The sequence below is a fragment of the Citrobacter sp. ANG330 genome (genome assembly GCF_047467925.1).
GTDB classification, from domain to species: domain Bacteria; phylum Pseudomonadota; class Gammaproteobacteria; order Enterobacterales; family Enterobacteriaceae; genus Citrobacter_A; species Citrobacter_A amalonaticus_G.
Genome location: NZ_JASJUI010000001.1, coordinates 692,323 through 719,104, shown reverse-complemented (window position 1 = coordinate 719,104; position 26,782 = coordinate 692,323). Strand labels below are relative to the sequence as shown.

25 protein-coding genes are annotated in these 26,782 nt (G+C 54.1%); 14 read left to right on the top strand and 11 right to left on the bottom strand.

Features of this window, described 5'->3' with window-relative positions; all coding sequences use genetic code 11:
• Positions 1 to 87: 87 nt before the first annotated feature.
• The 3 genes from QNN88_RS03620 to QNN88_RS03610 all read right to left on the bottom strand — a co-directional run bounded on the left by QNN88_RS03620 (position 88) and on the right by QNN88_RS03610 (position 3,195).
• Positions 88 to 1,182 (bottom strand): sugar kinase, encoded by a 1,095-nt coding sequence (locus QNN88_RS03620; protein ID WP_414238993.1) that lies wholly within the window; start codon positions 1,180 to 1,182, stop codon positions 88 to 90.
• 2 nt (positions 1,183 to 1,184) lie between these two features.
• Positions 1,185 to 2,042, bottom strand: a complete 858-nt coding sequence (gene nfo, locus QNN88_RS03615) for a deoxyribonuclease IV (RefSeq protein WP_414238992.1) — start codon at positions 2,040 to 2,042, stop codon at positions 1,185 to 1,187.
• Positions 2,043 to 2,145: 103 nt separating this feature from the next.
• Positions 2,146 to 3,195 (bottom strand): YeiH family protein, encoded by a 1,050-nt coding sequence (locus QNN88_RS03610; protein ID WP_414238991.1) that lies wholly within the window; start codon positions 3,193 to 3,195, stop codon positions 2,146 to 2,148.
• A 99-nt stretch (positions 3,196 to 3,294) separates the two neighbouring features.
• Between QNN88_RS03610 and yieE the strand changes: the two genes are divergently transcribed.
• Both yieE and lysP read left to right on the top strand, forming a co-directional pair.
• Positions 3,295 to 4,158: a DNA-binding transcriptional regulator YeiE gene (gene yieE, locus QNN88_RS03605; protein ID WP_054176002.1), complete on the top strand. Its 864-nt coding sequence runs from the start codon at positions 3,295 to 3,297 to the stop codon at positions 4,156 to 4,158.
• A 184-nt stretch (positions 4,159 to 4,342) separates the two neighbouring features.
• Entirely contained in the window at positions 4,343 to 5,812 is a 1,470-nt protein-coding gene (gene lysP, locus QNN88_RS03600; protein WP_043000118.1) for a lysine-specific permease, read from the top strand.
• 65 nt (positions 5,813 to 5,877) lie between these two features.
• Here the strand turns inward: lysP and QNN88_RS03595 are convergent, their stop codons facing one another.
• On the bottom strand, positions 5,878 to 7,863 hold the full coding sequence (locus QNN88_RS03595) for a ligand-gated channel protein (RefSeq protein ID WP_414238990.1): 1,986 nt from the start codon (positions 7,861 to 7,863) through the stop codon (positions 5,878 to 5,880).
• Positions 7,864 to 8,142: 279 nt separating this feature from the next.
• Positions 8,143 to 8,979, bottom strand: a complete 837-nt coding sequence (gene fghA / locus QNN88_RS03590) for an S-formylglutathione hydrolase (protein WP_414238989.1) — start codon at positions 8,977 to 8,979, stop codon at positions 8,143 to 8,145.
• 307 nt (positions 8,980 to 9,286) lie between these two features.
• Here fghA and folE point away from each other — a divergent pair, with 307 nt between their 5' ends.
• From folE to mglC, 6 genes are all read left to right on the top strand, one after another.
• Entirely contained in the window at positions 9,287 to 9,955 is a 669-nt protein-coding gene (gene folE / locus QNN88_RS03585; RefSeq protein ID WP_012131616.1) for a GTP cyclohydrolase I FolE, read from the top strand.
• 14 nt (positions 9,956 to 9,969) lie between these two features.
• Positions 9,970 to 11,127 carry a DUF418 domain-containing protein YeiB gene (gene yeiB, locus QNN88_RS03580; RefSeq protein ID WP_414238988.1) on the top strand — a complete coding sequence of 386 codons (1,158 nt, stop codon included), beginning with the start codon at positions 9,970 to 9,972 and terminating at the stop codon, positions 11,125 to 11,127.
• A gap of 142 nt (positions 11,128 to 11,269) precedes the next feature.
• Positions 11,270 to 12,295 carry an HTH-type transcriptional regulator GalS gene (galS, locus tag QNN88_RS03575; protein ID WP_414238987.1) on the top strand — a complete coding sequence of 342 codons (1,026 nt, stop codon included), beginning with the start codon at positions 11,270 to 11,272 and terminating at the stop codon, positions 12,293 to 12,295.
• A 293-nt stretch (positions 12,296 to 12,588) separates the two neighbouring features.
• Positions 12,589 to 13,587 carry a galactose/glucose ABC transporter substrate-binding protein MglB gene (gene mglB, locus QNN88_RS03570; protein WP_414238986.1) on the top strand — a complete coding sequence of 333 codons (999 nt, stop codon included), beginning with the start codon at positions 12,589 to 12,591 and terminating at the stop codon, positions 13,585 to 13,587.
• Between the two features lie 67 nt (positions 13,588 to 13,654).
• Positions 13,655 to 15,175, top strand: coding sequence for a galactose/methyl galactoside ABC transporter ATP-binding protein MglA (mglA, locus tag QNN88_RS03565; protein ID WP_414238985.1), 1,521 nt, complete (start codon positions 13,655 to 13,657; stop codon positions 15,173 to 15,175).
• Positions 15,176 to 15,190: 15 nt separating this feature from the next.
• Positions 15,191 to 16,201 (top strand): galactose/methyl galactoside ABC transporter permease MglC, encoded by a 1,011-nt coding sequence (mglC, locus tag QNN88_RS03560; RefSeq protein WP_414238984.1) that lies wholly within the window; start codon positions 15,191 to 15,193, stop codon positions 16,199 to 16,201.
• Between the two features lie 49 nt (positions 16,202 to 16,250).
• Here mglC and QNN88_RS03555 read toward each other — a convergent pair whose 3' ends face one another.
• The 6 genes from QNN88_RS03555 to QNN88_RS03530 form a co-directional block, all read right to left on the bottom strand.
• Positions 16,251 to 16,490 carry a DUF2542 family protein gene (locus tag QNN88_RS03555; RefSeq protein WP_414238983.1) on the bottom strand — a complete coding sequence of 80 codons (240 nt, stop codon included), beginning with the start codon at positions 16,488 to 16,490 and terminating at the stop codon, positions 16,251 to 16,253.
• Between the two features lie 2 nt (positions 16,491 to 16,492).
• A complete protein-coding gene (gene sanA / locus QNN88_RS03550) occupies positions 16,493 to 17,212 on the bottom strand; it encodes an outer membrane permeability protein SanA (RefSeq protein WP_414238982.1) in 720 nt (239 codons plus the stop codon).
• Positions 17,213 to 17,428: 216 nt separating this feature from the next.
• On the bottom strand, positions 17,429 to 18,313 hold the full coding sequence (gene cdd / locus QNN88_RS03545) for a cytidine deaminase (protein WP_414238981.1): 885 nt from the start codon (positions 18,311 to 18,313) through the stop codon (positions 17,429 to 17,431).
• 129 nt (positions 18,314 to 18,442) lie between these two features.
• On the bottom strand, positions 18,443 to 19,138 hold the full coding sequence (locus tag QNN88_RS03540; RefSeq protein WP_414238980.1) for a CidB/LrgB family autolysis modulator: 696 nt from the start codon (positions 19,136 to 19,138) through the stop codon (positions 18,443 to 18,445).
• Complete coding sequence (locus QNN88_RS03535) at positions 19,135 to 19,533, bottom strand: CidA/LrgA family protein (RefSeq protein WP_414238979.1); 399 nt, start codon at positions 19,531 to 19,533, stop codon at positions 19,135 to 19,137. The genes QNN88_RS03540 and QNN88_RS03535 overlap by 4 nt, the downstream gene beginning before the upstream one ends.
• Positions 19,534 to 19,663: 130 nt before the next feature.
• Positions 19,664 to 20,572: a LysR substrate-binding domain-containing protein gene (locus QNN88_RS03530; RefSeq protein ID WP_414238978.1), complete on the bottom strand. Its 909-nt coding sequence runs from the start codon at positions 20,570 to 20,572 to the stop codon at positions 19,664 to 19,666.
• Positions 20,573 to 20,698: 126 nt separating this feature from the next.
• On the opposite strand from QNN88_RS03530, the gene QNN88_RS03525 reads away from it, so the two are divergent.
• The 6 genes from QNN88_RS03525 (at position 20,699) to dusC (ending at position 26,751) form a co-directional block, all read left to right on the top strand.
• A complete protein-coding gene (locus QNN88_RS03525; RefSeq protein ID WP_414238977.1) occupies positions 20,699 to 22,057 on the top strand; it encodes an MFS transporter in 1,359 nt (452 codons plus the stop codon).
• Positions 22,058 to 22,068: 11 nt separating this feature from the next.
• A complete protein-coding gene (gene gtdA / locus QNN88_RS03520) occupies positions 22,069 to 23,106 on the top strand; it encodes a gentisate 1,2-dioxygenase (protein ID WP_414238976.1) in 1,038 nt (345 codons plus the stop codon).
• Positions 23,107 to 23,120: 14 nt separating this feature from the next.
• A complete protein-coding gene (locus tag QNN88_RS03515) occupies positions 23,121 to 23,822 on the top strand; it encodes a fumarylacetoacetate hydrolase family protein (protein ID WP_414238975.1) in 702 nt (233 codons plus the stop codon).
• An 8-nt stretch (positions 23,823 to 23,830) separates the two neighbouring features.
• Positions 23,831 to 24,475: a maleylacetoacetate isomerase gene (maiA, locus tag QNN88_RS03510; RefSeq protein ID WP_414238974.1), complete on the top strand. Its 645-nt coding sequence runs from the start codon at positions 23,831 to 23,833 to the stop codon at positions 24,473 to 24,475.
• Positions 24,476 to 24,489: 14 nt separating this feature from the next.
• Positions 24,490 to 25,683 carry a 3-hydroxybenzoate 6-monooxygenase gene (locus QNN88_RS03505; RefSeq protein ID WP_414238973.1) on the top strand — a complete coding sequence of 398 codons (1,194 nt, stop codon included), beginning with the start codon at positions 24,490 to 24,492 and terminating at the stop codon, positions 25,681 to 25,683.
• 129 nt (positions 25,684 to 25,812) lie between these two features.
• On the top strand, positions 25,813 to 26,751 hold the full coding sequence (gene dusC / locus QNN88_RS03500; RefSeq protein ID WP_414238972.1) for a tRNA dihydrouridine(16) synthase DusC: 939 nt from the start codon (positions 25,813 to 25,815) through the stop codon (positions 26,749 to 26,751).
• Positions 26,752 to 26,782: the final 31 nt, after the last annotated feature.

Genomic DNA, 26,782 nt, shown 5'->3' with positions numbered 1-26,782 from the left:
CCATTGAGATTGCCGGATGGCGACGCTGTGCGTTTTCCGGCCTACAGGGATGGGGCCTGTAGGCCGCGTCGCCTTCCAGTATTGAGTTCAGTTCTGGCTTGTTTTTAACAGATACAGCGCATTATCAGCGGAAAGGGTGGGGTTGTTGATACTGACGCTGGCGCGTGACAGGGCCGCACAGGCCATCGCGAAATTTGCGCTTTCACGAAAATCGCTCCCTTCCAGAAAACAATAAATCAGTCCGGCCATAAAGCCGTCGTCGGCGCCGAAGCTGTCGACCACCGTATGCGCGGGCGGCGTGAGCAAGAATTGCTCGCCATCTTTCTCGCTACAAAAGACTGACTCATCTTCCAGACAGACGAAAATCTGCTGAATGCCCTGTTGATGAAGGGCATTCACCGCGCTGAGTCTGTCGGCGTCGCTGTTGATGGGCTGGCCCCATAAGATCTCCAGCTCTCTTTGCGTCGGTTTCAGCGTATGGATGCGCGTAAACCAGGTTTTTACCTTCGTCGCCTTGAACTCGGAAACGGTATCAATGAACACCGGAATATCATCTGCAACCGTAAAGACCCATTCGATGGCTTCCGGCGTCAGGTTACAGTCCGCCAGCACCACCCCGGCGTGACGGATTAAATCCCGCGAGCTGTTCAGCAACTGCGGCGTCAGCTGTTGCAGGATGTGGGTATCGTTAATTGCCAGCACCGTCTCTTCCTGCTGATTGGCGATGGAGAGATAAGTTGAGGTGTTATGCCCGTGCAGGCGAATGCAACTGGAGATATTGACGCCTGCCTGACGTGTTTGCTCCAGCAGCGTCTCGCCGTAAAAATCACTGCCGACAGCGGAAATCAGATGCACATCGCGACCCAGCAGGGCGAGATTATGCGCGATATTGCGCCCGACGCCGCCCGCAGAACAGTGGATGCTGCCTGGATTGGACGCGGCCTGCGGGTAGTGAATATCCGCCATGCCGCGTATATCCATGTTAATTGCCCCTACCACCACGCAATAGGCCTGTTCCGTCAGAATATAGCCTTTCCCTTTGATCGCCCCTTTCCGCATCAGATCCATGATGTGCGCGGCTACGCGTGAACGGCTGATCTGCAAAATGTCGGCAATTTCGTTTTGTTGAATCAGCGGATTGCGACGCAGAATTTTGAGTATCTGTTTTTCCCTGTCGTTCATGATTACGCCACCGCTTTTTCAGTCTGCTGCGCTTTCAGCCAGGCAATCTCTTCCCCCCAGATGTCGGGATTGATGGTTTCCAGCACCAGCGGAATACCGTCGAAACGGGCGTCCTGCATGATCCAACGAAACGCGTCATGACCAATGTTGCCTTCACCGAGACTGTGGTGGCGGTCGACCCGGCTGCCAAAGGCACTCTTGGCATCGTTGAGGTGCATACCGCGCAGATACTGAAAGCCGACGATACGTTCAAATTCGGCAAAGGTTTTTTCGCATTCGTCGGCGGAGCGTAAATCATAGCCTGCGGCGAATGCGTGGCAGGTGTCGATGCATACGCCAACGCGGGATTTATCTTCCACACCGTCGATGATGGCGGCAAGGTGTTCAAATTTGAATCCGAGATTACTGCCCTGACCGGCGGTATTTTCAATCACTGCGGTCACGCCTTTCGTCTGATCAAGGGCGATGTTGATTGACTCGGCAATTTTCGCCAGACACTCGTCTTCCGATATTTGCATCAGATGGCTGCCCGGGTGGAAGTTAAGCAGGGATAAGCCGAGCTGTTCGCAGCGCTGCATTTCATCAAGAAACGCATCGCGGGATTTTTCCAGCGCGTCGCTGACGGGGTGACCCAGGTTGATCAGATAGCTGTCGTGCGGCAGGATCTGGGCGGAAGTGAAGCGGTATTTCTCACAGGCGGCTTTAAAGTCATCGATGATTTGCGCGGTGAGAGGCGCGGCGCGCCATTGACGCTGATTTTTGGTGAAGAGTGCAAACGCGGTTGCCTCGATTTCAGCGGCGCGAATTGCGGCATTTGCCAGCCCGCCAGCCGCGCTGACGTGTGCTCCGATGTATTTCATTAAAGACTCCTGTTAACCCGCCAGATACAGCCTGGAGGAGTTGTGTATCCGAAAATTGAATCTTGCCAATCATAGCGGGTTAACAGGGTAAGGATGTAGCGAATTATGCAATAACGTGCTGGACCAGTACGTTAATCACACCACCGCCGACAATCAGCCAGATGAACAGCACCAGCGCCATCAATAGCGGTTTTGCTCCCGCTTTTTTCAACGCGCTGACATGCGTGGTCAGCCCCAGAGCTGCCATTGCCATGGCCAGCAGTATCGTATCCAGCGTGACCAGCATATTCACGACTGACTGCGGTAACAGGTGGAACGAGTTGAAAATCGCAACCACGATGAACAGGATGGCAAACCACGGAATAGTGATTTTGCTTTTTTCCCCACCGCTGGCCGGTGACAGTTGTTTAACACGCGCCGCCATAAAGATAAGGAACGGAGCCAGCATCATGACGCGCAGCATTTTGGCAATCACCGCTGCGTTTTCGGCGTCCGGGTTGATCGCATGTCCTGCCGCCACAACCTGGGCAACTTCATGCATGGTGGAACCAATAAAGATGCCGTACGTTTCCGGGCTAAACAAGTGCGCCAGCAGCGGATACATCGCCGGGTAGAGGAAAATCGCCATTGTCCCGAAGATCACCACCGTCGCGACGGCGACCGTGACTTTGCTGGCCTCAGCTTTCACGACCGGTTCCGTCGCCAGTACCGCCGCCGCGCCGCAAATACTGCTGCCCGCGCCGATCAGCCAACTGGTCTGGCGATCCAGTCCAAAGACTTTCTGACCCAGAAAGCAGGCCAGCATAAAGGTGCTGGACAGCGTCAGGATGTCGATCAGAATGCCGCTGACACCTACGTCAGCAATCTGCGCAAAGGTGAGGCGAAAGCCGTAGAGGATGATCCCCAGGCGTAATAAATGTTGCTTGGCAAACAGGACGCCACCGTCACAGCTTTTCCAGATCTGCGGATAGACGGTGTTGCCAATCACCATCCCCACTAAAATGGCTAACGTGAGGGCGCTGAACCCGGCCCCCGCCACGGCGGGAATGGAACCACCCCATAAGGCCACCCCGGTAATCACTGCGCTCAGGGCAAGCCCAGGAATAAAATGCCACATTGTTCGACGATGATTCGTTAAGGTGAGTTCTGTCATTGCCTTCTCCTCTTTTATGGGCAAAAGGTTACGGCGAACTGGCTTAAAAATAAAATTGATTATATATTTATAATTAATCTTTATAAGTGGTAAGCGACCATGCACATCACCCTGCGGCAACTAGAAGTCTTCACCGAAGTGTTGAAAAGCGGCTCGACCACGCAGGCATCGGTGATGCTGGCGCTGTCGCAGTCGGCGGTCAGCGCGGCGCTAACCGATCTGGAAGGTCAGCTTGGCGTTCAGCTCTTTGATCGCGTCGGTAAACGGCTGGTGGTGAATGAGCACGGGCGCTTGCTTTATCCGCGGGCGCTGGCCTTGCTGGAGCAGGCGGTGGAGATCGAGCAGTTGTTCCGCGAAGACAATGGCGCGATACGCGTGTATGCCAGCAGCACCATCGGCAACTATATCCTTCCGGGGGTGATTGCCCGTTATCGTCGCGATTTCCCCGCGCTCCCGCTGGAACTTAGCGTCGGTAACAGTCAGGATGTGATTACGGCGGTGCTGGATTTTCGCGTCGACATCGGGCTTATCGAAGGGCCGTGTCACAATACGGAAATCATCTCAGAGCCGTGGCTGGAAGATGAACTGGTGGTATTCGCTGCGCCGTCCTCGCCGCTGGCGCAGGGCCCGGTAACGCTTGAACAACTCGCGGCTGCCCCCTGGATCCTGCGTGAACGCGGTTCCGGCACGCGGGAAATTGTCGATTATCTGCTGCTGTCACACCTCCCCAAATTCGAAATGGCGATGGAACTGGGAAACTCCGAAGCCATCAAGCATGCCGTTCGTCATGGGCTGGGCATTAGCTGTCTGTCACGACGCGTGATTGATGAACAACTCCAGGCGGGAACGCTGAGTGAAGTTGCGGTGCCGCTTCCGCGTCTGGTGCGTACGCTCTGGCGGATCCATCATCGCCAGAAACATCTCTCTAATGCGCTCCAACGCTTCCTCAGTTATTGCGAATAATGCCTCCCGGGGACTGTCGCCTGACGGTGATAAGTCCTGGAGGCAGTAAGTTCACTATTCTCTGCTATTACTTATAATCCGCGGCCAGTCATGAAGGTCTCTTATAACAGCGCATTTGTGCCAGAAGACGAGCGTTTCGTCTGCTACAATCGCGCCTCATTTTTTGGATGGATAGCATTTTCACATGGTTTCCGAAACTAAAACCACAGAAGCGCCCGCGTTACGTCGCGAACTGAAGGCGCGTCACCTGACGATGATCGCGATTGGCGGTTCTATCGGTACAGGTCTTTTCGTGGCATCTGGTGCCACCATTTCCGCAGCGGGTCCAGGCGGTGCGCTGTTTTCCTATATTCTGATTGGCCTGATGGTGTACTTCCTGATGACCAGTCTGGGCGAACTGGCAGCCTATATGCCGGTGTCCGGTTCGTTTGCGACTTATGGTCAGAACTATGTTGAAGAAGGCTTCGGCTTCGCGCTGGGCTGGAACTACTGGTACAACTGGGCGGTGACCATCGCGGTTGACCTTGTGGCGGCACAACTGGTGATGAGCTGGTGGTTCCCTGATACGCCAGGCTGGATCTGGAGTGCGCTGTTCCTCGGCGTTATCTTCCTGCTGAACTACATCTCGGTCAGAGGCTTTGGTGAAGCGGAATACTGGTTCTCACTGATCAAAGTGGCCACTGTGATTATCTTCATCATTGTTGGCGTCATGATGATCGTCGGTATCTTCAAAGGCACTCAGCCGGTGGGCTGGAGCAACTGGACGACGGGCGATGCGCCGTTTGCCGGTGGTTTTGCGGCGATGATTGGCGTGGCGATGATTGTCGGTTTCTCCTTCCAGGGGACGGAACTGATTGGTATTGCCGCTGGTGAATCTGAAGATCCGGAGAAGAACATTCCGCGCGCGGTGCGTCAGGTATTCTGGCGAATCCTGCTGTTCTATGTCTTTGCGATTCTGATTATCAGCCTGATCATCCCGTATACCGATCCGAGCCTGCTGCGTAATGATGTGAAAGATATCAGCGTCAGCCCGTTCACGCTGGTCTTCCAGCATGCCGGCCTGCTCTCTGCGGCGGCGGTGATGAATGCGGTGATCCTGACAGCGGTGCTGTCGGCAGGTAACTCCGGGATGTACGCTTCCACCCGTATGCTGTATACCCTGGCCTGTGACGGTAAAGCGCCGCGTATTTTCGCGAAACTGTCTCGCGGCGGCGTTCCACGTAATGCGCTGTATGCCACGACGGTGATTGCCGGTCTGTGCTTCCTGACCTCCATGTTTGGTAACCAGACGGTGTACCTGTGGCTACTGAACACCTCCGGGATGACGGGCTTTATCGCCTGGCTGGGAATTGCCATCAGCCATTATCGTTTCCGTCGTGGGTATGTTCTACAAGGGCATGACGTGAAGGATCTGCCATATCGTTCCGGTTTCTTCCCGCTGGGGCCTATCTTCGCGTTTGTTCTGTGTCTGATCATCACGCTGGGCCAGAACTACGAAGCGTTCCTGAAGGACACTATTGACTGGGGCGGCGTGGCGGCAACTTATATTGGTATCCCGCTGTTCCTGATCATCTGGTTCGGCTATAAGCTGACCCGCGGGACTCACTTCGTACGTTACAGTGAAATGCACTTCCCGGAACGCGTGAAGAAATAACAGTAACCACGTAAGTGAAGTGATAAAAAAGCCCCGACGCGTCGGGGCTTTTTGCTGGGCTGAACTCAGAAGTTATACGTCAGACCTACCGTATAGCGGCGACCATCGAGGATGGTGTCGTAGGTATCGTAATCAATCTGTTTATCCAGCGCGTTGTACACCCCGGCCGTCACCAGCAGGTTCTTATTCGCGTTGTAACGCAGACCAACATCAACTTGCGTATAGGACGGCGTGCCTTGTGACATTGAGGTGCGGCTCAGGTATTCAGAGGTTTTCCCACGGAAGTTCAGACGGCTCCAGAAGCCCACGGTCTCAGTCGCCTGCCAGTCCAGCGTGGTGTTAAACATATGCTTTGGCATTTTGTTTAATGGCTTACCTTCAAACTGACCACTCTTCTGTTCTGATTCGGTATAGGTGTAGTTGGCCGTCCAGTTGAGGTCGCGGGTCAGCTTCCAGCCGAACGTTGATTCCACGCCGCGCATGTTGGCTTTATCAACGTTCACGCGATCGCTGACAAAATCATAGCTTTCGCTACCAATGGTACAGGCCGGATCGGCGCTGCTGTTACAGCGACGAACTTCGGTGATCTTGTCTTTAAAATCGGTGTTAAACAGGGTGACGCCAGCGTTGAGGTTTTCACCGTTATCCCACAGTAGCGCCAGCTCTTCGCTCAGACTCTTTTCTGGTTTCAGATCCGGGTTACCGACGATAATTCCATTCAGACGGCCGCCACCGGTGACCTGGCCCCAGCTCGCGGAGGATTGACGCAGGTCCGGTGCGCGATAGCCTGCGGAGACGCCGCCTTTTAAGGTCCATTGATCGGTCAGGTGCCAGACGCCGTAACCGCGTGGCGTCCAGTTGTCGCCGTAGTTTTCGTCTTTATCCATGCGGATCCCGCCAGTCAGGGTAAAGCTGTCGGTCATCGCCCATTCGTCTTCCGCAAACAGCGCCCAGCTCCAGCGGGTCAGCTTATTCAGACCGTCTGCCGCTTCCAGTTGGTTGCCGTTATCGCGCAGTTTTTCATAACGATACTGGCCACCCAGCGTCAGGGTGTGGGCGCCGAGGAAAATTTGGTTCTGGTTATTGAGGGTGGTGTTGTATGACTTCATTTCGCGACCCGGGTTGTGGGTCTCTTCCTGCTGGATATAGCTGGTGGTGTTGAAGTCGTCGTAATAACCGCTGTGCGTTAATGAATAGGTGGTGTGCTCATAGCGGCTTTCGCTTTTGCTGTTGGGTTTACAGGTTCCGTTACGGCAGGTCTCTGCGGCCATCGATTTGCCCGGCGTGCTGTCGCGATCCTGCAATTCACGGGCGATATCAAAATCGATGTCGTTTTTATCATCAGGCGTGAAATTGAGGGTCAGACCGCCGTTACGCAGACGCTGTTCATTATAACCGTTGACTATCTGATCTTCCGCACGGCGAGACAGCAGCCCGGTAACTTTCGCACCCAGCAAGCCATCGATCAACGGGCCTGAAGCATAAGCATTGGTCTGGAACAGATCGCCAGAATCGCTGTTTTCCTGGAAAGTGGCGTCGCCGTGCAGAGAGCCGCTCCAGCCCTGGGTATTAGAGACTTTTTTGGTGATCACGTTAATCACGCCGCCCATCGCATCGGAACCGTACAGCGAAGACATAGGTCCGCGAATGACTTCGATACGCTCGATCGATTCCAGCGGTGGCAGCCAGCCCTGTTCGATCCCCGCGTTATCGCTGTTCGGGCGTGTACCGCGCGTGCTGATGCGCTTGCCGTTCACCAGGAACAGCGTGTACTGCGATGCCATCCCACGAATGCTGATATCACTGCTGCTACCGCCGCCAGTGACGACCACGCCAGGGACATCTTTCAGGGCATCGGTAACGTCACGGTAAGCTTTGTCTTCAATTTGCTGTTTTGAAATAACCGAAATTGAAGCCGGGGCATTCTGGATTTTCTGCTCAAATCCCGTCGCGGTAACCACAACGGTATCCTGATCGGCAGCATGAACGAGCGATGGGAGGCATGCCGCGCATACCGCGACGGTAACAGCCTTAACGTGAGGTATAGTCATTTTGTCATTCCATTAAACGAGTAAAACCGCGTGTCATGTGAAAGGCCATGACAACTGTATGTGTTTGTCTTTTAAGAACTCTTTGCGGTAAAGAAGCGAGTGGAATTGTACAAAAGAATGAATATTTGTAAACACAAATGATAATTGAAATCATTTGCGTTTGTTTGATTTGAAAGAGAAACGCTTTTAAGTCAACAAGATAGAGGAACGTAAATGTGAGGAAAAGATGGAGAAATGATGAAGAATTGGGAGAGAGGAGGGCGGCTTGCCCTCCTGCGGTTATTTCATTAAATACTCAGCATGGAAACGCAGATGATCCTCAATAAATGAGGCAATAAAGTAATAGCTGTGATCGTAACCTGGCTGAATGCGTAGCGTCATTAGCCAGGACTTCTGACGAGCAGCTTCCGCCAGAACGGCAGGCTGGAGCTGATCGGCGAGAAATTGATCGTTGTCGCCCTGATCAATCAGCGTAGGAATGGTTTCTTCCGGTTTGCTGGCGTACATCAGTGCACAACTGTCCCACTCTGCCCATGCGGCGCGATCCTCACCCAAATAGGCGCGAAATGCCTTCTCGCCCCAGGGGACACGGCACGGGTTAACAATAGGCGCGAAGGCGGAAACGCTGGTGTATTTGCCCGGATTTTTCAACGCCAGGATCAGCGCACCGTGCCCCCCCATCGAATGCCCACTGATCGCGCAGCGGTCGCTGACGTTAAACTGCGCCTGAATCAGCGCCGGAAGTTCATCACGCACGTAGTCATACATGCGGAAATGGGCGGCCCAGGGTTGCTGTGTCGCATTGAGATAAAAACCGGCCCCCTGACCCAGATCATAACCTTCATCGTTGGCGACCTGTTCACCACGCGGACTGGTATCCGGCATGACTAATACGATACCCAGTTCAGCCGCGATACGCTGTGCGCCGGCTTTGGTGGTAAAGTTTTCATCATTGCAGGTTAACCCGGACAGCCAGTACAGAACCGGCGGAGGGGTCGTATCGCGAGGTGGGGGGAGAAAAATGCTGAACGTCATTGCACAGTTCAGCGTGGTGGAGTCGTGACGCCAGCGTTGCTGCCAGCCTTCAAAACAGCGGTGCTCTTCGAGCATTTCCATGCGTGGCTCCTTGTTGTGTTGAACCTGAATGTGTTCGCAAACTCCCCATAATACAGATAATTCATGGTGCTGTGAGTAACTTTCACTTCCGCATTGTGCAGACTTGCTTCATCATCGATATCACGTCGCTGGAACCCTTCCCGCTGCCTTTGGCGAAACACGGTATGAAAGGCTGCGGCGATTTCAATAATTATCGTTGTGAATACTGGATTATGTGCGCGGCCTCACGCACAATAATCGGGCTGTCTACAGCCTACAAACTTTGCCCCACGCAGGGCAGAGGCGCCACACCTGCAGGAGAGAATAAATGTCATCACTCAGTAAAGAAGCGGCCCTGGTTCATGAAGCGCTGGTTGCGCGAGGGCTGGAAACACCGCTGCGTCCGCCCGTGCATGAAATGGATAACGAAACGCGCAAACGTCTTATTTCAGGCCATATGACGGAGATCATGCAACTGTTGAATCTCGACCTGAGCGATGACAGCCTGATGGAAACCCCACATCGCATCGCGAAGATGTATGTTGATGAGATTTTCTCCGGCCTGGATTACGCTAACTTCCCGAAAATCACCGTTATTGAAAACAAAATGAAGGTCGATGAGATGGTCACCGTGCGTGACATCACCCTGACCAGCACCTGTGAACACCATTTTGTGACCATTGATGGTAAAGCGACCGTGGCGTATATCCCGAAAGATTCGGTAATCGGTCTGTCGAAGATCAACCGCATCGTTCAGTTTTTCGCGCAGCGTCCGCAGGTGCAGGAGCGTTTAACGCAGCAGATCCTGACTGCACTGCAAACTCTGCTGGGGACCAATAATGTGGCGGTATCGATTGATGCGGTACATTACTGCGTGAAAGCGCGCGGCATTCGCGACGCCACCAGTGCAACGACGACCACCTCGCTTGGCGGCCTGTTCAAGTCGAGCCAGAATACGCGTCAGGAATTTTTACGCGCAGTCCGTCATCACAACTGATTAAGGCAGGAGCTATGGAGCGTAATGTCACGCTGGATTTTGTTCGTGGCGTCGCCATCCTGGGCATCCTGCTGTTGAATATCAGCGCCTTTGGTCTGCCAAAGGCGGCTTACCTCAATCCTGCCTGGTACGGAAATATCACGTCTCAGGATGCCTGGACCTGGGCTGTTCTGGATGTTTTTGCCCAGGTCAAGTTCCTCACCCTTTTCGCGCTGCTGTTCGGCGCGGGTTTGCAAATGCTATTGCCGCGTGGCAAGCGCTGGATCCAGTCGCGTCTGACGCTGTTGGTGTTGCTTGGCTTTATTCATGCTTTACTGTTCTGGGATGGCGACATTCTGCTGGCCTATGGGCTGGTGGGGCTGATCTGCTGGCGACTGGTGCGTGATGCGCCGTCGGTGAAAAGCCTGTTTAACACCGGCGTACTGCTCTATCTGGCCGGTATTGGCGTTTTGCTGCTACTGGGGGCCATTTCGGGAAGCGAAACAAACCGTGCCTGGACGCCGGATGCCTCGGCTTTACTGTATGAAAAATACTGGAAGCTGAACGGTGGCATTGAGGCCATCAGCAATCGGGTTGACGCCTTATCGAACAGCCTGCTGGCGTTGGGCGCGCAATACGGCTGGCAACTGGCGGGGATGATGTTGCTCGGGGCGGCATTGATGCGCAGTGGCTGGCTGAAAGGGCAGTTTAGCCTTTCACACTATCGCCGCAGCGGTTTGGTACTGATTGTCGTCGGCCTGCTGATTAATGTTCCTGCCGTCATCGCGCAGTGGCAACTGGGCTGGAATTATCGTTGGTGCGCATTCCTGTTACAGGCACCGCGTGAGCTTAGCGCGCCGTTTCAGACGCTCGGCTACACCGCGCTGATATTTGGTTACTGGCCGCAGCTCAGCCGCTGTAAAATCGTCATTGCCATTGCCTGCGTAGGGCGCATGGCGTTAACCAATTACCTGTTACAAACCCTGATTTGCACCACGCTATTCTATCAGTTCGGTTTATTTATGAAATTTGACCGTCCAGAACTGCTGCTGTTTGTATTCCCCGTCTGGTTGGCGAATCTGCTTTTCTCGGTTATCTGGCTGCACTTTTTTCCACAAGGTCCGGTGGAGTGGCTCTGGCGGCAATTAACCCTCCGTGCCGCAGGGAGTGCATTGTCTCATACATCCAGATAACGATCTGGATCACAATCATTAACAAAATGGATGTAAGCGCTTTCATCGCTGTGACCGTACTCACGTAGTCCATTTCCCTCCGCTGACAAAATAGCCGCCAGTTATGCAGTGCACCACTGCAATTCCAGACAGGGTAGTGAATATGATCACCATTCGTGATGTGGCGCGTCAGGCAGGCGTATCCGTGGCGACGGTTTCCCGCGTATTAAACAACAGCGCGCTGGTCAGTCCCGATACGCGCGAAGCAGTAATGAAGGCGGTGACGCTGCTGGGCTACCGGCCAAACGCTAATGCCCAGGCGCTGGCGACGCAGGTCAGTGAAACGATTGGCGTGGTGGTGATGGACGTTTCCGATGCGTTTTTTGGCGCGTTGGTGAAAGCGGTGGATTTGGTCGCTCAACAGCATCAAAAATATGTGCTGATTGGCAACAGTTATCATGAAGCCGAAAAAGAGCGCCATGCCATTGAGGTATTGATTCGCCAGCGTTGTAACGCGCTGATCGTTCACTCAAAAGCGTTAAGCGATCGAGAACTGGGCGAGTTTATGGACCAGATCCCCGGTATGGTTTTGATCAATCGTATTGTGCCTGGCTACGCCCACCGCTGCGTGTGCCTGGATAACATCAGCGGCGCGAAAATGGCGACTCGCATGCTGCTCAACAACGGCCATCAACGCATTGGTTACCTGGCTTCCAGCCATCGTATTGAAGATGATGTCATGCGTCGGGAAGGGTGGAGCAGTGCGCTAAAAGAGCAGGGCATTGTGGCGCCTGAAAGCTGGATTGGCACTGGCTCGCCGGATATGCAGGGGGGAGAGGCGGCAATGGTTGAACTGCTGGGGCGCAACCTGCAACTGACCGCGGTGTTCGCCTATAACGATAACATGGCCGCCGGAGCGCTCACTGCGCTAAAAGACAACGGCATTTCCATCCCTTTACATCTTTCAATCATTGGTTTCGATGATATTCCCATCGCCCGTTACACCGATCCGCAACTGACAACGGTGCGCTATCCCATTGCTTCTATGGCAAAACTGGCGACGGAACTCGCTTTACAGGGTGCTGCGGGAACGCTGGATTCTTCCGCGACCCACTGCTTTATGCCTACCCTGGTACGTCGTCATTCCGTGGCGGTTCGGCAGAATGCGGCGGCGATCACTAACTTATGATGTCGCCAGATGTAACCGCTTTCAATATGTGAGTAAATTCACAGTATCTTAACATTGTGATAGCTATGATGGCACCGCTTGTCGCACTGTAACTACGATGTAACTGTGAGTAATCACTTTTACCGAGGTAAAGGCGCTTTAAGCGAAATTAAAGCCTATTTCTGGAGCGTTACCGGGCAAGGAAGAGAGATTTTTTTAAAATGAGCTTCGGCGTTTACATAACACTTCATTAACGTTTTGTCCCGCCGGGCATTTTCTTACGTACTACCCTGCATAATAAAACCGGAGTTACCATGAATAAGAAGGTGTTGACCCTTTCTGCCGTTATGGCAAGCATGTTATTCGGCGCGGCTGCGCACGCTGCTGATACTCGCATCGGTGTGACAATCTACAAATATGACGATAACTTTATGTCCGTGGTGCGTAAGGCTATCGAAGCAGACGCGAAATCAGCGCCAGATGTGCAACTGCTGATGAACGACTCGCAGAACGACCAGTCCAAACAAAACGATCAGATAGACGTGCTGCTGGCAAAAGGCGTGAAGGCGCTGGCGATAAACCTGGTTGACCCTGCGGCGGCGGGCACCGTTATCGAGAAAGCGCGTGGTCAAAACATTCCTATCGTATTCTTCAACAAAGAACCTTCCCGCAAAGCCCTGGACAGCTATGACAAGGCTTATTACGTGGGTACTGACTCCAAAGAATCCGGGATTATCCAGGGCGATCTGATTGCTAAACACTGGGCGGCAAACCAGGGCTGGGATCTGAACAAAGATGGTCAGATTCAGTTCGTGCTGCTGAAAGGCGAGCCGGGACATCCTGATGCAGAAGCGCGTACGACTTACGTTATCAAAGAGCTGAACGACAAAGGTATCAAAACCGAACAGCTGCAGTTAGATACCGCCATGTGGGACACCGCGATGGCAAAAGACAAAATGGATGCGTGGCTCTCCGGCCCGAACGCCAACAAAATTGAAGTGGTCATCGCCAACAACGATGCGATGGCAATGGGCGCCGTTGAAGCGCTGAAAGCGCATAACAAAACCAGCGTACCGGTATTTGGCGTCGATGCGTTGCCAGAAGCGCTGGCGCTGGTGAAATCGGGCGCGCTGGCCGGTACTGTGCTGAACGATGCAAACAACCAGGCAAAAGCGACCTTTGATCTGGCGAAAAACCTCGCTGACGGCAAGGGTGCGGCTGACGGCACTGAGTGGAAAATCGACAATAAAATCGTCCGCGTTCCTTACGTAGGCGTCGATAAAGATAACCTGGCCGAGTTCACCAAGAAGTAAGTTTGTTGGGCGCGAGCGTATCGCGCCCCTTTCACCACGCACTCTGCGAGGCCAACAAGGTATAATTATGGTCAGCACAACTACTCAGCCGTCAGGCGAATACTTGTTGGAAATGAGCGGCATCAACAAGTCTTTTCCCGGCGTTAAGGCACTTGATAATGTTAATTTAAAAGTCCGCCCGCATTCGATTCATGCATTAATGGGGGAGAACGGCGCAGGAAAGTCGACACTATTAAAATGTCTTTTTGGGATCTATCAAAAAGATTCTGGCAGTATATTATTTCAGGGTAAAGAAATCGATTTTCATTCTGCCAAAGAAGCGCTGGAGAATGGTATTTCAATGGTACACCAGGAGTTAAACCTGGTATTACAACGTTCTGTTATGGACAATATGTGGCTGGGGCGTTATCCCACCAAAGGCATGTTTGTCGATCAGGAAAAAATGTACCGGGATACCAAAGCTATATTTGACGAGCTGGATATTGATATTGATCCGCGTGCGCGTGTCGGAACATTGTCCGTGTCGCAAATGCAAATGATCGAAATTGCCAAAGCGTTTTCCTATAACGCCAAAATTGTGATTATGGATGAACCGACCTCGTCGTTAACCGAGAAAGAGGTCAACCATCTGTTCACGATTATTCGCAAACTGAAAGAGCGCGGCTGCGGCATTGTTTATATTTCCCACAAAATGGAAGAGATTTTCCAGCTGTGTGATGAGATTACCGTTCTGCGCGACGGACAGTGGATTGCGACGCAACCGCTGGAAGGGCTGGATATGGATAAGATCATTGCCATGATGGTCGGCCGTTCTCTGAACCAGCGATTCCCGGATAAATCCAACAATCCGGGTGAAGTGATTCTGGAAGTGCGTAACCTGACCTCGTTGCGTCAGCCATCGATCCGTGATGTCTCCTTTGATTTGCATAAAGGCGAGATCCTCGGTATTGCAGGGCTGGTCGGCGCTAAGCGCACTGACATTGTTGAAACATTGTTTGGTATTCGTGAGAAATCATCGGGCACCATTACGTTGCACGGCAAAAAGATTAATAACCATTCTGCGAATGAAGCCATTAATCACGGTTTCGCGCTGGTAACTGAAGAGCGTCGTTCCACCGGTATTTATGCTTATCTGGACATTGGTTTTAACTCCTTAATTTCCAATATTCAGAATTACAAAAATAAAGTCGGTCTGTTAGATAACTCGCGAATGAAAAGTGATACCCAATGGGTCATTGATTCCATGCGGGTAAAAACGCCTGGTCATAAAACGCAAATTGGTTCGCTTTCGGGCGGTAACCAGCAGAAGGTGGTTATTGGTCGTTGGCTGCTGACACAACCGGAAATTTTAATGCTCGACGAACCCACTCGCGGGATTGATGTCGGCGCGAAGTTTGAAATTTATCAGTTAATTGCGGAACTGGCGAAGAAAGGGAAAGGGATCATTATCATCTCCTCCGAAATGCCGGAATTGTTAGGGATAACAGATCGTATTCTGGTCATGAGCAACGGCCTCGTTTCTGGAATTGTTGATACTAAAACGACAACGCAAAACGAAATTTTGCGTCTTGCGTCTTTGCACCTTTAAGATCAGGGGCTCCTCATGAGTGCGTTAAATAAGAAAAGTTTTCTCACTTATCTGAAAGAGGGCGGTATTTACGTCGTTCTTTTAGTCTTGCTGGCCATTATTATTTTCCAGGATCCCACGTTCTTAAGTCTGCTTAACTTAAGTAATATTCTGACCCAGTCTTCTGTGCGTATTATCATCGCGCTGGGCGTGGCGGGTTTGATTGTGACGCAAGGAACTGACCTGTCTGCGGGGCGTCAGGTCGGGCTGGCGGCGGTTGTCGCGGCAACGCTGTTACAGTCGATGGAGAACGCCAATAAAGTGTTCCCCGAAATGGCGACCATGCCGATTGCGCTGGTGATCCTGATTGTTTGCGTAATTGGCGCGGTCATCGGTCTGGTGAACGGAATTATCATCGCTTACCTGAACGTAACGCCGTTTATAACCACGCTTGGTACGATGATTATCGTCTACGGGATCAACTCCCTGTATTACGATTTTGTCGGGGCATCGCCGATTTCGGGCTTTGATAGCGGCTTCTCGACCTTTGCTCAAGGTTTTATCGCACTGGGTAGCTTCCGGCTTTCGTATATCACATTCTATGCGCTGATCGCCGTGGCATTTGTCTGGGTGCTGTGGAACAAAACTCGCTTCGGTAAAAACATTTTCGCCATCGGCGGCAACCCGGAAGCGGCAAAAGTGTCAGGTGTGAACGTAGCGCTGAATCTGCTGATGATCTATGCGCTGTCCGGTGTGTTCTATGCCTTCGGCGGTTTGCTGGAAGCGGGACGCATCGGCTCTGCCACAAACAACCTCGGCTTTATGTACGAACTGGATGCGATTGCGGCGTGTGTCGTCGGCGGCGTGTCGTTCAGCGGCGGGGTCGGTACAGTATTCGGCGTGGTGACCGGGGTGATTATCTTTACCGTCATTAACTACGGCCTGACTTACATCGGCGTCAACCCGTACTGGCAGTACATCATTAAGGGCGGCATCATCATCTTCGCGGTCGCGCTGGATTCACTGAAATACGCGCGTAAGAAGTAACCCTTTCATGTCGAATCAAGCCGGTGCAGATGTGCTCTGCGCCGGCTTTTTATTTAATAAATACCAACCAGATGCCGACAAGCAGCGCGCCAACTGACAGACCAAAGTAAACGCCGATATAGCTCCAGTATGAGCCGGGTTCTTCAGCGCGTTGAATTAAGCGCGGAGTCTGCGAGCCTTTAACCGTTTTCTCGACAACGCCGGATCGCAGCCCTTTAATCCCTTCGCGAAGCGTCCAGGCGACGATCATCAGTACGCCAATCACGATAAAAAGCGTTTTGTCTTCCATGCTTATTTCCCTTGTTTTTTTTGCTGCTCAAGCAATTGTTCTGGCGTTACGGCCGGATAACCCTGCGCATCATCCGGCACCTGATGCAGCGTGGGGATGGGCACTAACGGGCCGAGGAATCGGGGTTCACGTTTAAACAGATACAGATCGGCCAGCGCGCCAAAGCGTGCGCCAAACTCGCGCACCCGAACCGTCAGCATATCTTTTGGCGACGGTACGGCGTAGCACTGCGCCTGAATGCCCATATGCAGCGCGATAAACAGCGCGCGCTCGCAGTGGAAGCGCTGGGTAATAATGATGAAATCATTGGTGTCGAAGACTTTACGGGTGCGGACAATCGAATCGAGGGTACGGAATCCGGCGTAATCTAACACGATATCCGCAGGATCGACACCGGCGGCAATCAGATCTTTGCGCATCGTCATCGGTTCGTTGTAGCTCTGCATGGCGTTGTCGCCGCTGAGCAGCAGATAATTGACCTTACCGCTGTTATAGGCGTTCAGCGCGCCCTGAATCCGGTAGCGGTAATACTGATTGATCACCCCGGTACGATAGTATTTAGCCGTACCAAGCACCACGCCAACCTGGCGGTAGGGCAGGTCCTGAAGTTCGTCGTAAATATAGGGGGCGGTTTTCCAGCTCATCCAGCGGTCAAGGCCCAGCACGATCAACAGCAGCAAGCCGATCAGGACCAACAGGCTGTAGAGTGCGCGCTTTAGCATGAAGAAAACTCTGTCACTGGATGAAATTTCAATCAGGCTACTGTACCCGCTGTCGAAGCGCAAGAAACAGCAGTCTGATTGGGGGGATTTTCAGCAATTCCAGAAAAAGGCGCCAGTCAGCGAGCGTAGACCTGATAAGCGTAGCGTCATCAGGCGGTTAGGCCGGATAGCGGTGAAAATGCCTTATCCAGCCTGTGAACGGACGCTATCCGGGAATTAAGCCAAAAGAACGCGATCGATGTTACTGCAACCCAGCGCTTTCAGTGTGGCGGCGGTGGCATCCCACTGAATAAGTGGCGCATCGGCTTTTTCCGCCAGCACCGCACGCTTAATATCGTCATAACCGTAGCCGTTGAGATTAAGCAGTATCAGCGCGCCCTGTAGCGGTGGGATGGTCGGGTTAAATGCGGCGTTTTCGCCATAGCTTCCGCTAAAGATACGCCCGTCTTTGCATTCCAGCGCCACACCACTCGGTGACTGGCTGTACGGCATATGACTGCGGCTCGCGGCGGCAATGGCCGCTTGCGACAGTGCATCACCCTGAGGGGCAAAACCGTGGTCCTGTTCGTCCATTAGCAGCGTTCTGATGTCGAGATCTTTCGGTCCGAACGCATCCGGTAAATAGTCACGCAGCGTATGCGGTTCGCGACCGGGCAGATGAATGCGCAGATCCAGTCCACTGTTCAGTTCATTCATGAACTGACGGCAGTGGCCGCACGGGGTGTAGTTTACGGTGATCGCCGCGAGGCCTTTCTCACCCCGCAGCCAGGCATGGCAGATGGCGCTTTGCTCGGCGTGAACGGTTTGCTGCATGGTCGCGCCGATAAACTCCATATTCGCGCCGAAATACCATGTCCCGCTGACACCGCGGGCGATGGCGCCGACGTTGAAATGAGACAGTGGCGTACAGGCGCAGGCCGCCGCCAGCGGCAGAAGTGCAAATGCCAGCGCGTCTTCGTCAAGTCCCGTTGCGCTTTTAAGCGTGGAAACTTGCTCAGCAGTCAGCGAAGCAGAAAAATGCGTTTCCGCCAGGATCGGCGCCAGCGCTGATTGCAAATTATCCGCGAGTTGGCTGAACGCAGTGTGAAAACGTGGGTGCATGGCGTTGCCTCATAACAATGTATTGGGATCGTAGTGTACGGGCCTGTTACAGCTATATGTGTGATCTAAATCTCATTGTTTATGCAACTAATGTAACTTAAATGAAAAATGCGCGACGTATCGCAAATTTTAGCCCACAACCGCGAGAATAACCGGAAACAGGAACGGGGCGATTAATGAGGTAATAATCCCGCAAATCACCAGCGCCAGCGAACTGAATGCGCCTTCCTGATAATCCAGCTCCGCGCAGCGGGCGGTGCCGAGAGCGTGAGACGCGGTGCCCATCGCCAGTCCGCGTGCGGCTTTGGTTTTAATGCGCATGGCGTTTAACAGAGTATGACCAAAGACGGCGCCGAGAATACCGACGAAAATCACGCACACGGCGCTGACCGCCGGGATGCCGCCGATGCTGCCGCCCACGGCCATCGCAATTGGCGTGGTGACGGATTTCGGTAAGACGGAGGCGGCGATTTCAGGCGTGGCGCCCATCAGCAGTGCTACCGTGGTGCCGGTCACCATTGCCACAATACTGCCGACGAAACAGATAGTAATGATCGACTTCCAGCGGGCGCGAATCTGATGCAGTTGTTCGTATAGCGGGTAAGCCAGCGCCACGACCGCCGGTTGCAGCAGGTCGTTGAGTATCTCGCTACCTTTAAAATAGCTCTCGTAGGAAATACCGGTCAGCAGGAGGAATGGGATAATCACCACCATCGCCACCAGCAGCGGATTCAGTAAAGGAAATTTAAACCGCGCAGCCAGTTTGCGCGCACCGAAAAAAACCGCCAGCGTCAGCGGTAAAGACCACCAGATTGACGACATCATTCTTCAGACCCTTTCTGTCCCACTACTTTACGTTCACCGTGGACCAGATGCGAACTCCAGCTCACTACCAGGAAAACCACCAGCGTACTAACGGCACACGACACCACCACCGGGCCGAACTGCGCGCGCAGCAGATCGAAGTACTGCATTACGCCGACGCCAATCGGCACAAACAACAGCGCCATATAGCGAATCAGCACATAGCAGCCAGGGTTAACCCATTTTGCCGGGATAATTTGCAGTGCCAGCAGTACAAACAGGATTAGCATCCCGATGATGCTGCCTGAAATGGCGACGGGCAGCAGGGACGCAATAAAAATGCCTGCATACAGACAGGCATAAATCAGCACGAAAGCGCGTAAGTATTGCCAGATGATATTCAGTGTCTTGCTCATGTTGAAATTCCTTGAAGCGACGGATTCATCATACAATTAAACCTTAAAACGTGCTATCGATCACATCATGAATTCTTAGCATACTGAAGATAGACAGCGGGAACATTAGGCAATGCCCCAGTCTGTCACGCTAAATTTGTGCCAGCAGCTGCAGGAAACGGCTCAGCGCACTGGATGGTGTTTCATTGTTGCGCCAGAACACCCCCACGCTGCCTTTTTGTTCAATCTTCGGCAGATTGAGGATCACCAGTTGCCCCTGGCTGGCATAGCGCTGTGCCAGCCGTAAAGAAAGAATAGAGATCATATCGCTGCTTTGCAGCAGGTTGGTGCTGACGTTCATCGAGGCCGATTCAATGGTATTTTCCGGCAACATTACCCCGTTATCGACCAGCGCGTTATCAATACTCAGGCGGATGGGCGTTCCCGTCGGCCAGACTATCCAGCGCCAGTGCGCAAGGTCGGCCCAGCTCAGGGTGTCAAACTTCGCTAACGGATGGTGTGGGCGGGCGACAAAACAAACGGGTTCGGTATACAGCACCTGATAATTGAGCGGAAGCTGCAGTGCCCGCCCCCCAACGCGACCGACCACCACATCCACGGAACCGGCCAGCAGGTCATGCAGCAGCGGGGTCATGACCTTTTCTTCAATGTTAAGATGCAGCGTCGGCATCTCAACGAGCAGATTGAGGATCGCCTGCGACACGCAGTCGGTTGCCACTGGCGAGCAGCCAATCTTCAGGCTCCCGACCAGTCCGCCTTCTTTAAAGCGTGCCATTTCATACTGCGAACGCTCCATGTCATTGATTAAACGCTGGGCATGTTGTAACAGCAATTTGCCGCCTTCTGAGGGGCGCAGGCCTTTACTGTGACGCTCAAAGAGCGTGATCCCCATCTCATCTTCGAGCTGTGACAACCATTTCGACAGCGCGGGCTGGGTGATATTCATCATTCGCGCAACGTGCGTCAGATTCCCTTGTTCGCCCAGCGCCACCAGCATTTGCAGATGGTGCAGCTTCAGTTTTTGCGCCCAGTTTGCCATCAGCGATAACCTCCAGGTTATGTCTCTGCATGAAATGCCATTGTACATTTTATCGCCCAGTCTACAAACTCGTAACATACCAAAAACAAAACAACATCTGTCCCTACCTGCACCGAGGCATTGACTATGACTCAACGACGTGAACTACAAGCCCTGATTGATGCTGCTCCCGTCAGCAAGACCCAGTGGCGGGTGATTATCTGCTGCTTTCTGGTGGTCATGCTGGATGGTTTTGATACCGCCGCGATTGGCTTTATTGCACCCGATATTCGTAGCCACTGGCAGTTAACCGCCGGAGATCTCGCCCCGCTGTTTGGCGCCGGTCTGTTAGGACTTACCGCAGGCGCTTTGCTCTGCGGCCCGCTGTCTGACCGCTTTGGTCGCAAACGGGTGATTGAGCTCTGCGTGGCGCTGTTTGGCGCGCTGAGCCTGCTTTCGGCTTTCTCGCCTGACCTCCAGACGCTGGTGTTCCTGCGCTTTCTGACCGGCCTGGGCCTCGGCGGCGCTATGCCAAATACCATCACCATGACTTCTGAATATCTGCCTGCCCGCCGCCGCGGCGCACTGGTCACGCTGATGTTTTGCGGCTTTACGCTTGGTTCCGCGATGGGTGGGATTGTCAGTGCGCAATTAGTATCGGCTATCGGCTGGCACGGCATCCTGGTGCTTGGCGGCGTCTTACCGCTGATGCTGTTCTTCGCTCTGCTCGTCGTCCTGCCGGAGTCTCCGCGCTGGCAGGTCCGCCGCCAGTTGCCGCAGGCGACCATTGCCAGAACGTTGAGTGCGATTACTGGCGAACGCTATGACAACACGCATTTTTATCTCAACGAAGCCGCAGCAATTGCCAAAGGCAGCATTCGTCAGCTTTTCGTCGGGCGTCAGCTACCCATTACCCTGATGTTATGGGTCGTGTTCTTCATGAGCCTGTTAATCATCTATCTGCTGTCAAGCTGGATGCCGACGCTGTTGAACCATCGTGGGATTGATCTGCAACAGGCCTCCTGGGTGACCGCAGCATTTCAGGTTGGTGGTACGCTCGGTGCGCTGGCACTGGGCGTGTTAATGGACAAATACAATCCGTTCCGGGTACTGGCTGTCAGCTACGCGCTGGGGGCGGTATGTATCGTCATGATTGGTCTGAGCGAAAACGGTTTATGGCTGATGGCGCTGGCAATCTTTGGTACCGGGGTGGGTATCAGCGGATCGCAGGTGGGTCTCAATGCCTTAACGGCCACGCTCTATCCCACACAGAGTCGGGCGACTGGCGTGAGCTGGTCCAACGCGGTGGGGCGCTGTGGCGCGATTGTCGGTTCGCTTTCCGGCGGCGTGATGATGGCGATGAATTTCTCTTTCGACACCTTGTTTTTCATTATCGCTGCTCCGGCGGTCATCAGCGCGGTGATGTTAGCCGTCCTGACGGTAGTCGTCCGCCAGTCAGCCTCTGTCCCTGACGTTTTGCCGCACGCAAGCGTCGTGAACGAATAAGGAGAATCCCTATGTCAGAACATAATCAGGATGTAAAAAACAGCCGTCAGCAGTTTTACCAGCATATTTCCGGGCAGAACCTGACCCCGCTGTGGGAATCACTGCATCATCTGGTGCCGCAGACGCCGAATCCGACCTGTGCGCCGGCGTACTGGAACTACCAGGAAATTCGCCCGCTGCTGCTGGAAAGCGGCAATCTGATTGGCGCGAAAGAGGCGGTACGCCGGGTGCTGGTCCTGGAAAACCCGATGTTACGTGGGCAATCCTCCATCACCTCAACACTGTACGCGGGACTGCAACTGATCCTGCCGGGCGAAGTCGCACCCAGCCATCGCCATAACCAGTCGGCGTTACGCTTTATTGTGGAAGGCAAAGGCGCGTTCACTGCCGTGGACGGCGAGCGTACCCAAATGCACGCCGGCGACTTTATTCTGACGCCGCAGTGGCAATGGCACGACCACGGCAACCCTGGCGATGAGCCGGTGGTCTGGCTGGACGGTCTGGATCTGCCGCTGGTTAACATTCTGGGCTGCGGCTTTGCCGAAGATTACCCGGAAGACCAGCAGCCGGTTTCACGTAAAGAGGGCGACTATCTGCCGCGCTATGCCGCCAACATGCTGCCGCTGCGCCATCAGAAAGGCAACTCATCGCCGATTTTCAACTATCGCTATGACCGCAGTCGCGATGCGCTGCACGACCTGACCCGTCTGGGCGATGCCGACGAGTGGGATGGCTACAAGATGCGCTATGTCAACCCGGTGACCGGCGGCTACCCGATGCCGTCGATGGGGACGTTCCTGCAACTGTTGCCAAAAGGCTTTACCTCGCGGGTGGCGCGCACCACGGACAGCACCATATACCACGTGGTTGAAGGGGCGGGCGACGTCACCGTCGGCAATGAGACCTTCCACTTTTCAGCCAAAGATATTTTCGTGGTGCCAACCTGGCACGGTGTGTCATTCAACGCCACGGAAGAGACCGTTTTATTCAGTTTTTCGGACAGACCGGTACAGGAAGCCCTCGGGTTGTTCCGTGAAGCCCGTTATTAATTTGGGAGAGAACCATGACTCAATATGTATTTGCACCACAGGCCCCCGTGACCGTACCGGTTGTCGGCAGCGATGCGCAGTTCCCCGTTCACCGCGTCTATTGCGTAGGACGCAACTATGCCGCCCATGCCCGCGAAATGGGCTTTGACCCGGATCGCGAGCCGCCGTTCTTCTTCTGTAAACCGGCCGATGCGATTGTGCCGGTTGCTGCTGGCGAAACGTTAGCGCTGCCGTACCCGTCGCAAACGGATAACTATCACTATGAAATTGAGCTGGTGGTCGCTATCGGTAAAAAAGGCAGTGATATTCCGTTAGAGAAAGCTCATGAATATATCTGGGGTTACGCCACCGGGCTGGATATGACCCGCCGCGACCGCCAGATGGAGATGCGTCAGATGGGGCGTCCGTGGGAAATCGGTAAAGCGTTCGATCTCTCCGCGCCTATCGCGCCGCTGCACAAAGCGGATGAGATTGCGGATATCACCGCGGCGCCCATCTGGTTACAGGTGAACGGCGACGATCATCAGCGCAGCGACATTCGCCATCTGATCTGGTCGGTGAATGAAACGATCAGTTATCTGTCCGGTTTCTTCGAACTGCAACCGGGCGACCTGATTTTCACCGGCACGCCGGAAGGCGTGGGTGCCGTGGTGAAAGGGGATGTGATCACCGGTGGCGTGGACGGGTTGACGCCTGTCGCTGTGAAGATTGTCTGAGGTGATGTATGAAGCTGTACAGTTTTTTTAACAGTTCGGCGTCGTACCGCGTGCGTATCGCGCTGGCATTAAAGGGTATCAACTACCAGACAGTGGGCGTCAATATTCGTATCGGTCAGCAAAATGAACTGGCCTACCGGCGGATGAATCCGGTGGGGCTGGTGCCGACGCTGGTGACCGACGACGGCGACGCGCTTGGTCAGTCGCTGGCGATTATCGACTGGCTGGACCGGCATTTTCCACAGTCGCGCTTGCTGCCCGTCAACGATCCGGCGCGCAGGCAGGTGCTGGAGATTGTCTATGCCATCGCTTGCGATATTCATCCGGTTAACAACCTGCGGGTGCTGCGCTATCTGAGCGAGGAACTGAAGGTCAGTGAAGAAGAGAAAAAACGCTGGTACGCACACTGGATCCAGCAGGGGTTAAGCGCTGTCGAGCAATTATTGCGTCAGAGTCAGTCGCAGAATTACTGCGTTGGCAATACGCCGACGCTCGCCGACTGCTGCCTGATCCCGCAATGGGCGAACGCGTTAAGAATGGGGTGCGATTTAAGCGGCTATCCGCGCTGCAAAGCCGTGTATGACGCCTGCACACAGCTACCGGCGTTCATCGCCGCCGCCCCGGAAAATCAACAAGATAAAATCTCAGCCTGAGAAGGAGAATGACAATGGCTAAAGTGACGAGCGCAATTATTGTCGGCGGCGGAATTGGCGGGGCAGCCACCGCGCTTTCGCTGGCGCGCCAGGGCATCAAGGTGATGCTGCTGGAAAAAGCCCATGAAATTGGTGAGATTGGCGCGGGCATTCAGCTCGGTCCGAATGCCTTCTCCGCGCTGGACAGCCTGGGCGTCGGTGAGGTTGCGCGCCAGCGCGCAGTGTTCACCGATCACATCACCATGATGGACGCGGTGAACGCAGAAGAAGTGGTGCGCATTGAGACCGGGCAGGCCTTTCGCGACCACTTCGGCGGTCCGTACGCGGTCATCCACCGGGTCGATATTCATGCTTCGGTCTGGGAAGCGGTACTGACCCATCCGAATGTTGAATACCGGACTTCAACCAACGTGGTCGATATTCGCCAGACGGCAGACGACGTGACCGTATTCGATGAACAGGGACACAGCTGGACCGCCGATATTCTGGTCGGTTGTGATGGCGTGAAGTCGGTCGTGCGCCAGAGTTTGCTGGGCGATTCGCCGCGCGTAACCGGACACGTGGTTTACCGTGCGGTGATTGACTGTGCGGATATGCCAGAAGATCTGCGCATTAATGCGCCGGTGCTGTGGGCCGGGCCGCACTGTCACCTCGTACACTATCCGCTGCGCGGCGGTAAACAGTACAACCTGGTGGTGACCTTCCACAGCCGCCAGCAGGAGGAGTGGGGCGTCAAAGACGGTAGCAAGGAAGAGGTGCTGTCGTATTTTGCCGGGATCCATCCGCGTCCGCGGCAGATGCTGGATAAACCCACGACCTGGCGTCGCTGGTCTACGGCGGATCGCGAACCGGTAGAAAAATGGGGCACTGAGCGCATCACGCTGGTGGGCGATGCCGCGCACCCGGTGGCGCAGTACATGGCGCAGGGGGCTTGTATGGCGCTGGAAGATGCCGTGACGCTGGGTAAAGCGCTGGAGCAGTGCGATGGCGATGCGGCGAAAGCCTTTGCCTTGTATGAGTCGGTGCGCATTCCGCGCACGGCGCGCATCGTCTGGTCTACCCGCGAAATGGGCCGCGTGTATCACGCAGCTGGCGTGGAGCGTCAGGTGCGTAATCTGCTGTGGAAAGGCAAATCGCAGGCAGAGTTTTATCGCGGTATGGAATGGCTGTACGGCTGGAAAGAAGATAACTGTCTGCTGCCGCGCTGAGAAAACAGGGCCTTCGCCGGGGGCGCTTCGCTTGCCCGGCCTACAGACAGGATGCCGTCTTCCGGCAAAAGGTTTTGCTCATCGCACAGAGGCGCTATGATAGCGCCTCTTTTTTTTGCGGATGACGATATGCGTGTTTTACTGGCGCCGATGGAAGGCGTGCTCGATTCCCTGGTGCGCGAGCTTCTGACGGAAGTGAATGACTACGATCTTTGCATCACCGAATTTGTGCGCGTGGTGGATCAACTGCTGCCGGTAAAAGTGTTTCATCGACTCTGCCCCGAACTGCTCAACGGTAGCCGGACCCCTTCCGGCACCTTAGTGCGCGTGCAACTGCTGGGGCAATATCCGCAGTGGCTGGCGGAAAATGCCGCCCGCGCCGTGGAACTCGGCTCTTACGGTGTTGATCTCAACTGCGGGTGCCCGTCAAAAATGGTCAACGGCAGCGGCGGTGGCGCGACGTTGCTGAAGGATCCCGAACTCATCTATCAGGGGGCGAAAGCGATGCGTGAAGCGGTCCCGGCGCATCTGCCGGTGACGGTGAAAGTGCGTCTGGGATGGGACAGCGGCGACAAAAAGTTTGAGATTGCGGATGCCGTGCAGCAGGCCGGGGCGAGCGAACTGGTCGTACACGGGCGCACCAAAGAGCAGGGCTATAAGGCGGAACATATCAACTGGCAGGCGATTGGCGAAATCCGCCAGCGACTGTCGATCCCGGTGATTGCTAACGGGGAAATCTGGGACTGGCAAAGCGCGCAGGAATGCCTGGCCGTCAGCGGCTGCGATGCGGTGATGATTGGCCGCGGGGCACTGAACATTCCCAACCTCAGCCGGGTGGTGAAATACAATGAGCCGCGAATGCCCTGGCCGCAGGTGGTGGTTCTGCTGAAAAAATATACCCGCCTGGAAAAACAGGGTGACACCGGGCTGTATCACGTTGCGCGCATTAAGCAGTGGCTGGGTTACTTGCGAAAAGAGTATGAAGAAGCCACGGACGTCTTCCAGTCTGTCCGTGCATTAAATAATTCACCGGATATTGCCCGCGCGATTCAGTCAATTGAAATTTAATATTATTGAGCTGCTTATATTCCGCTGGAAT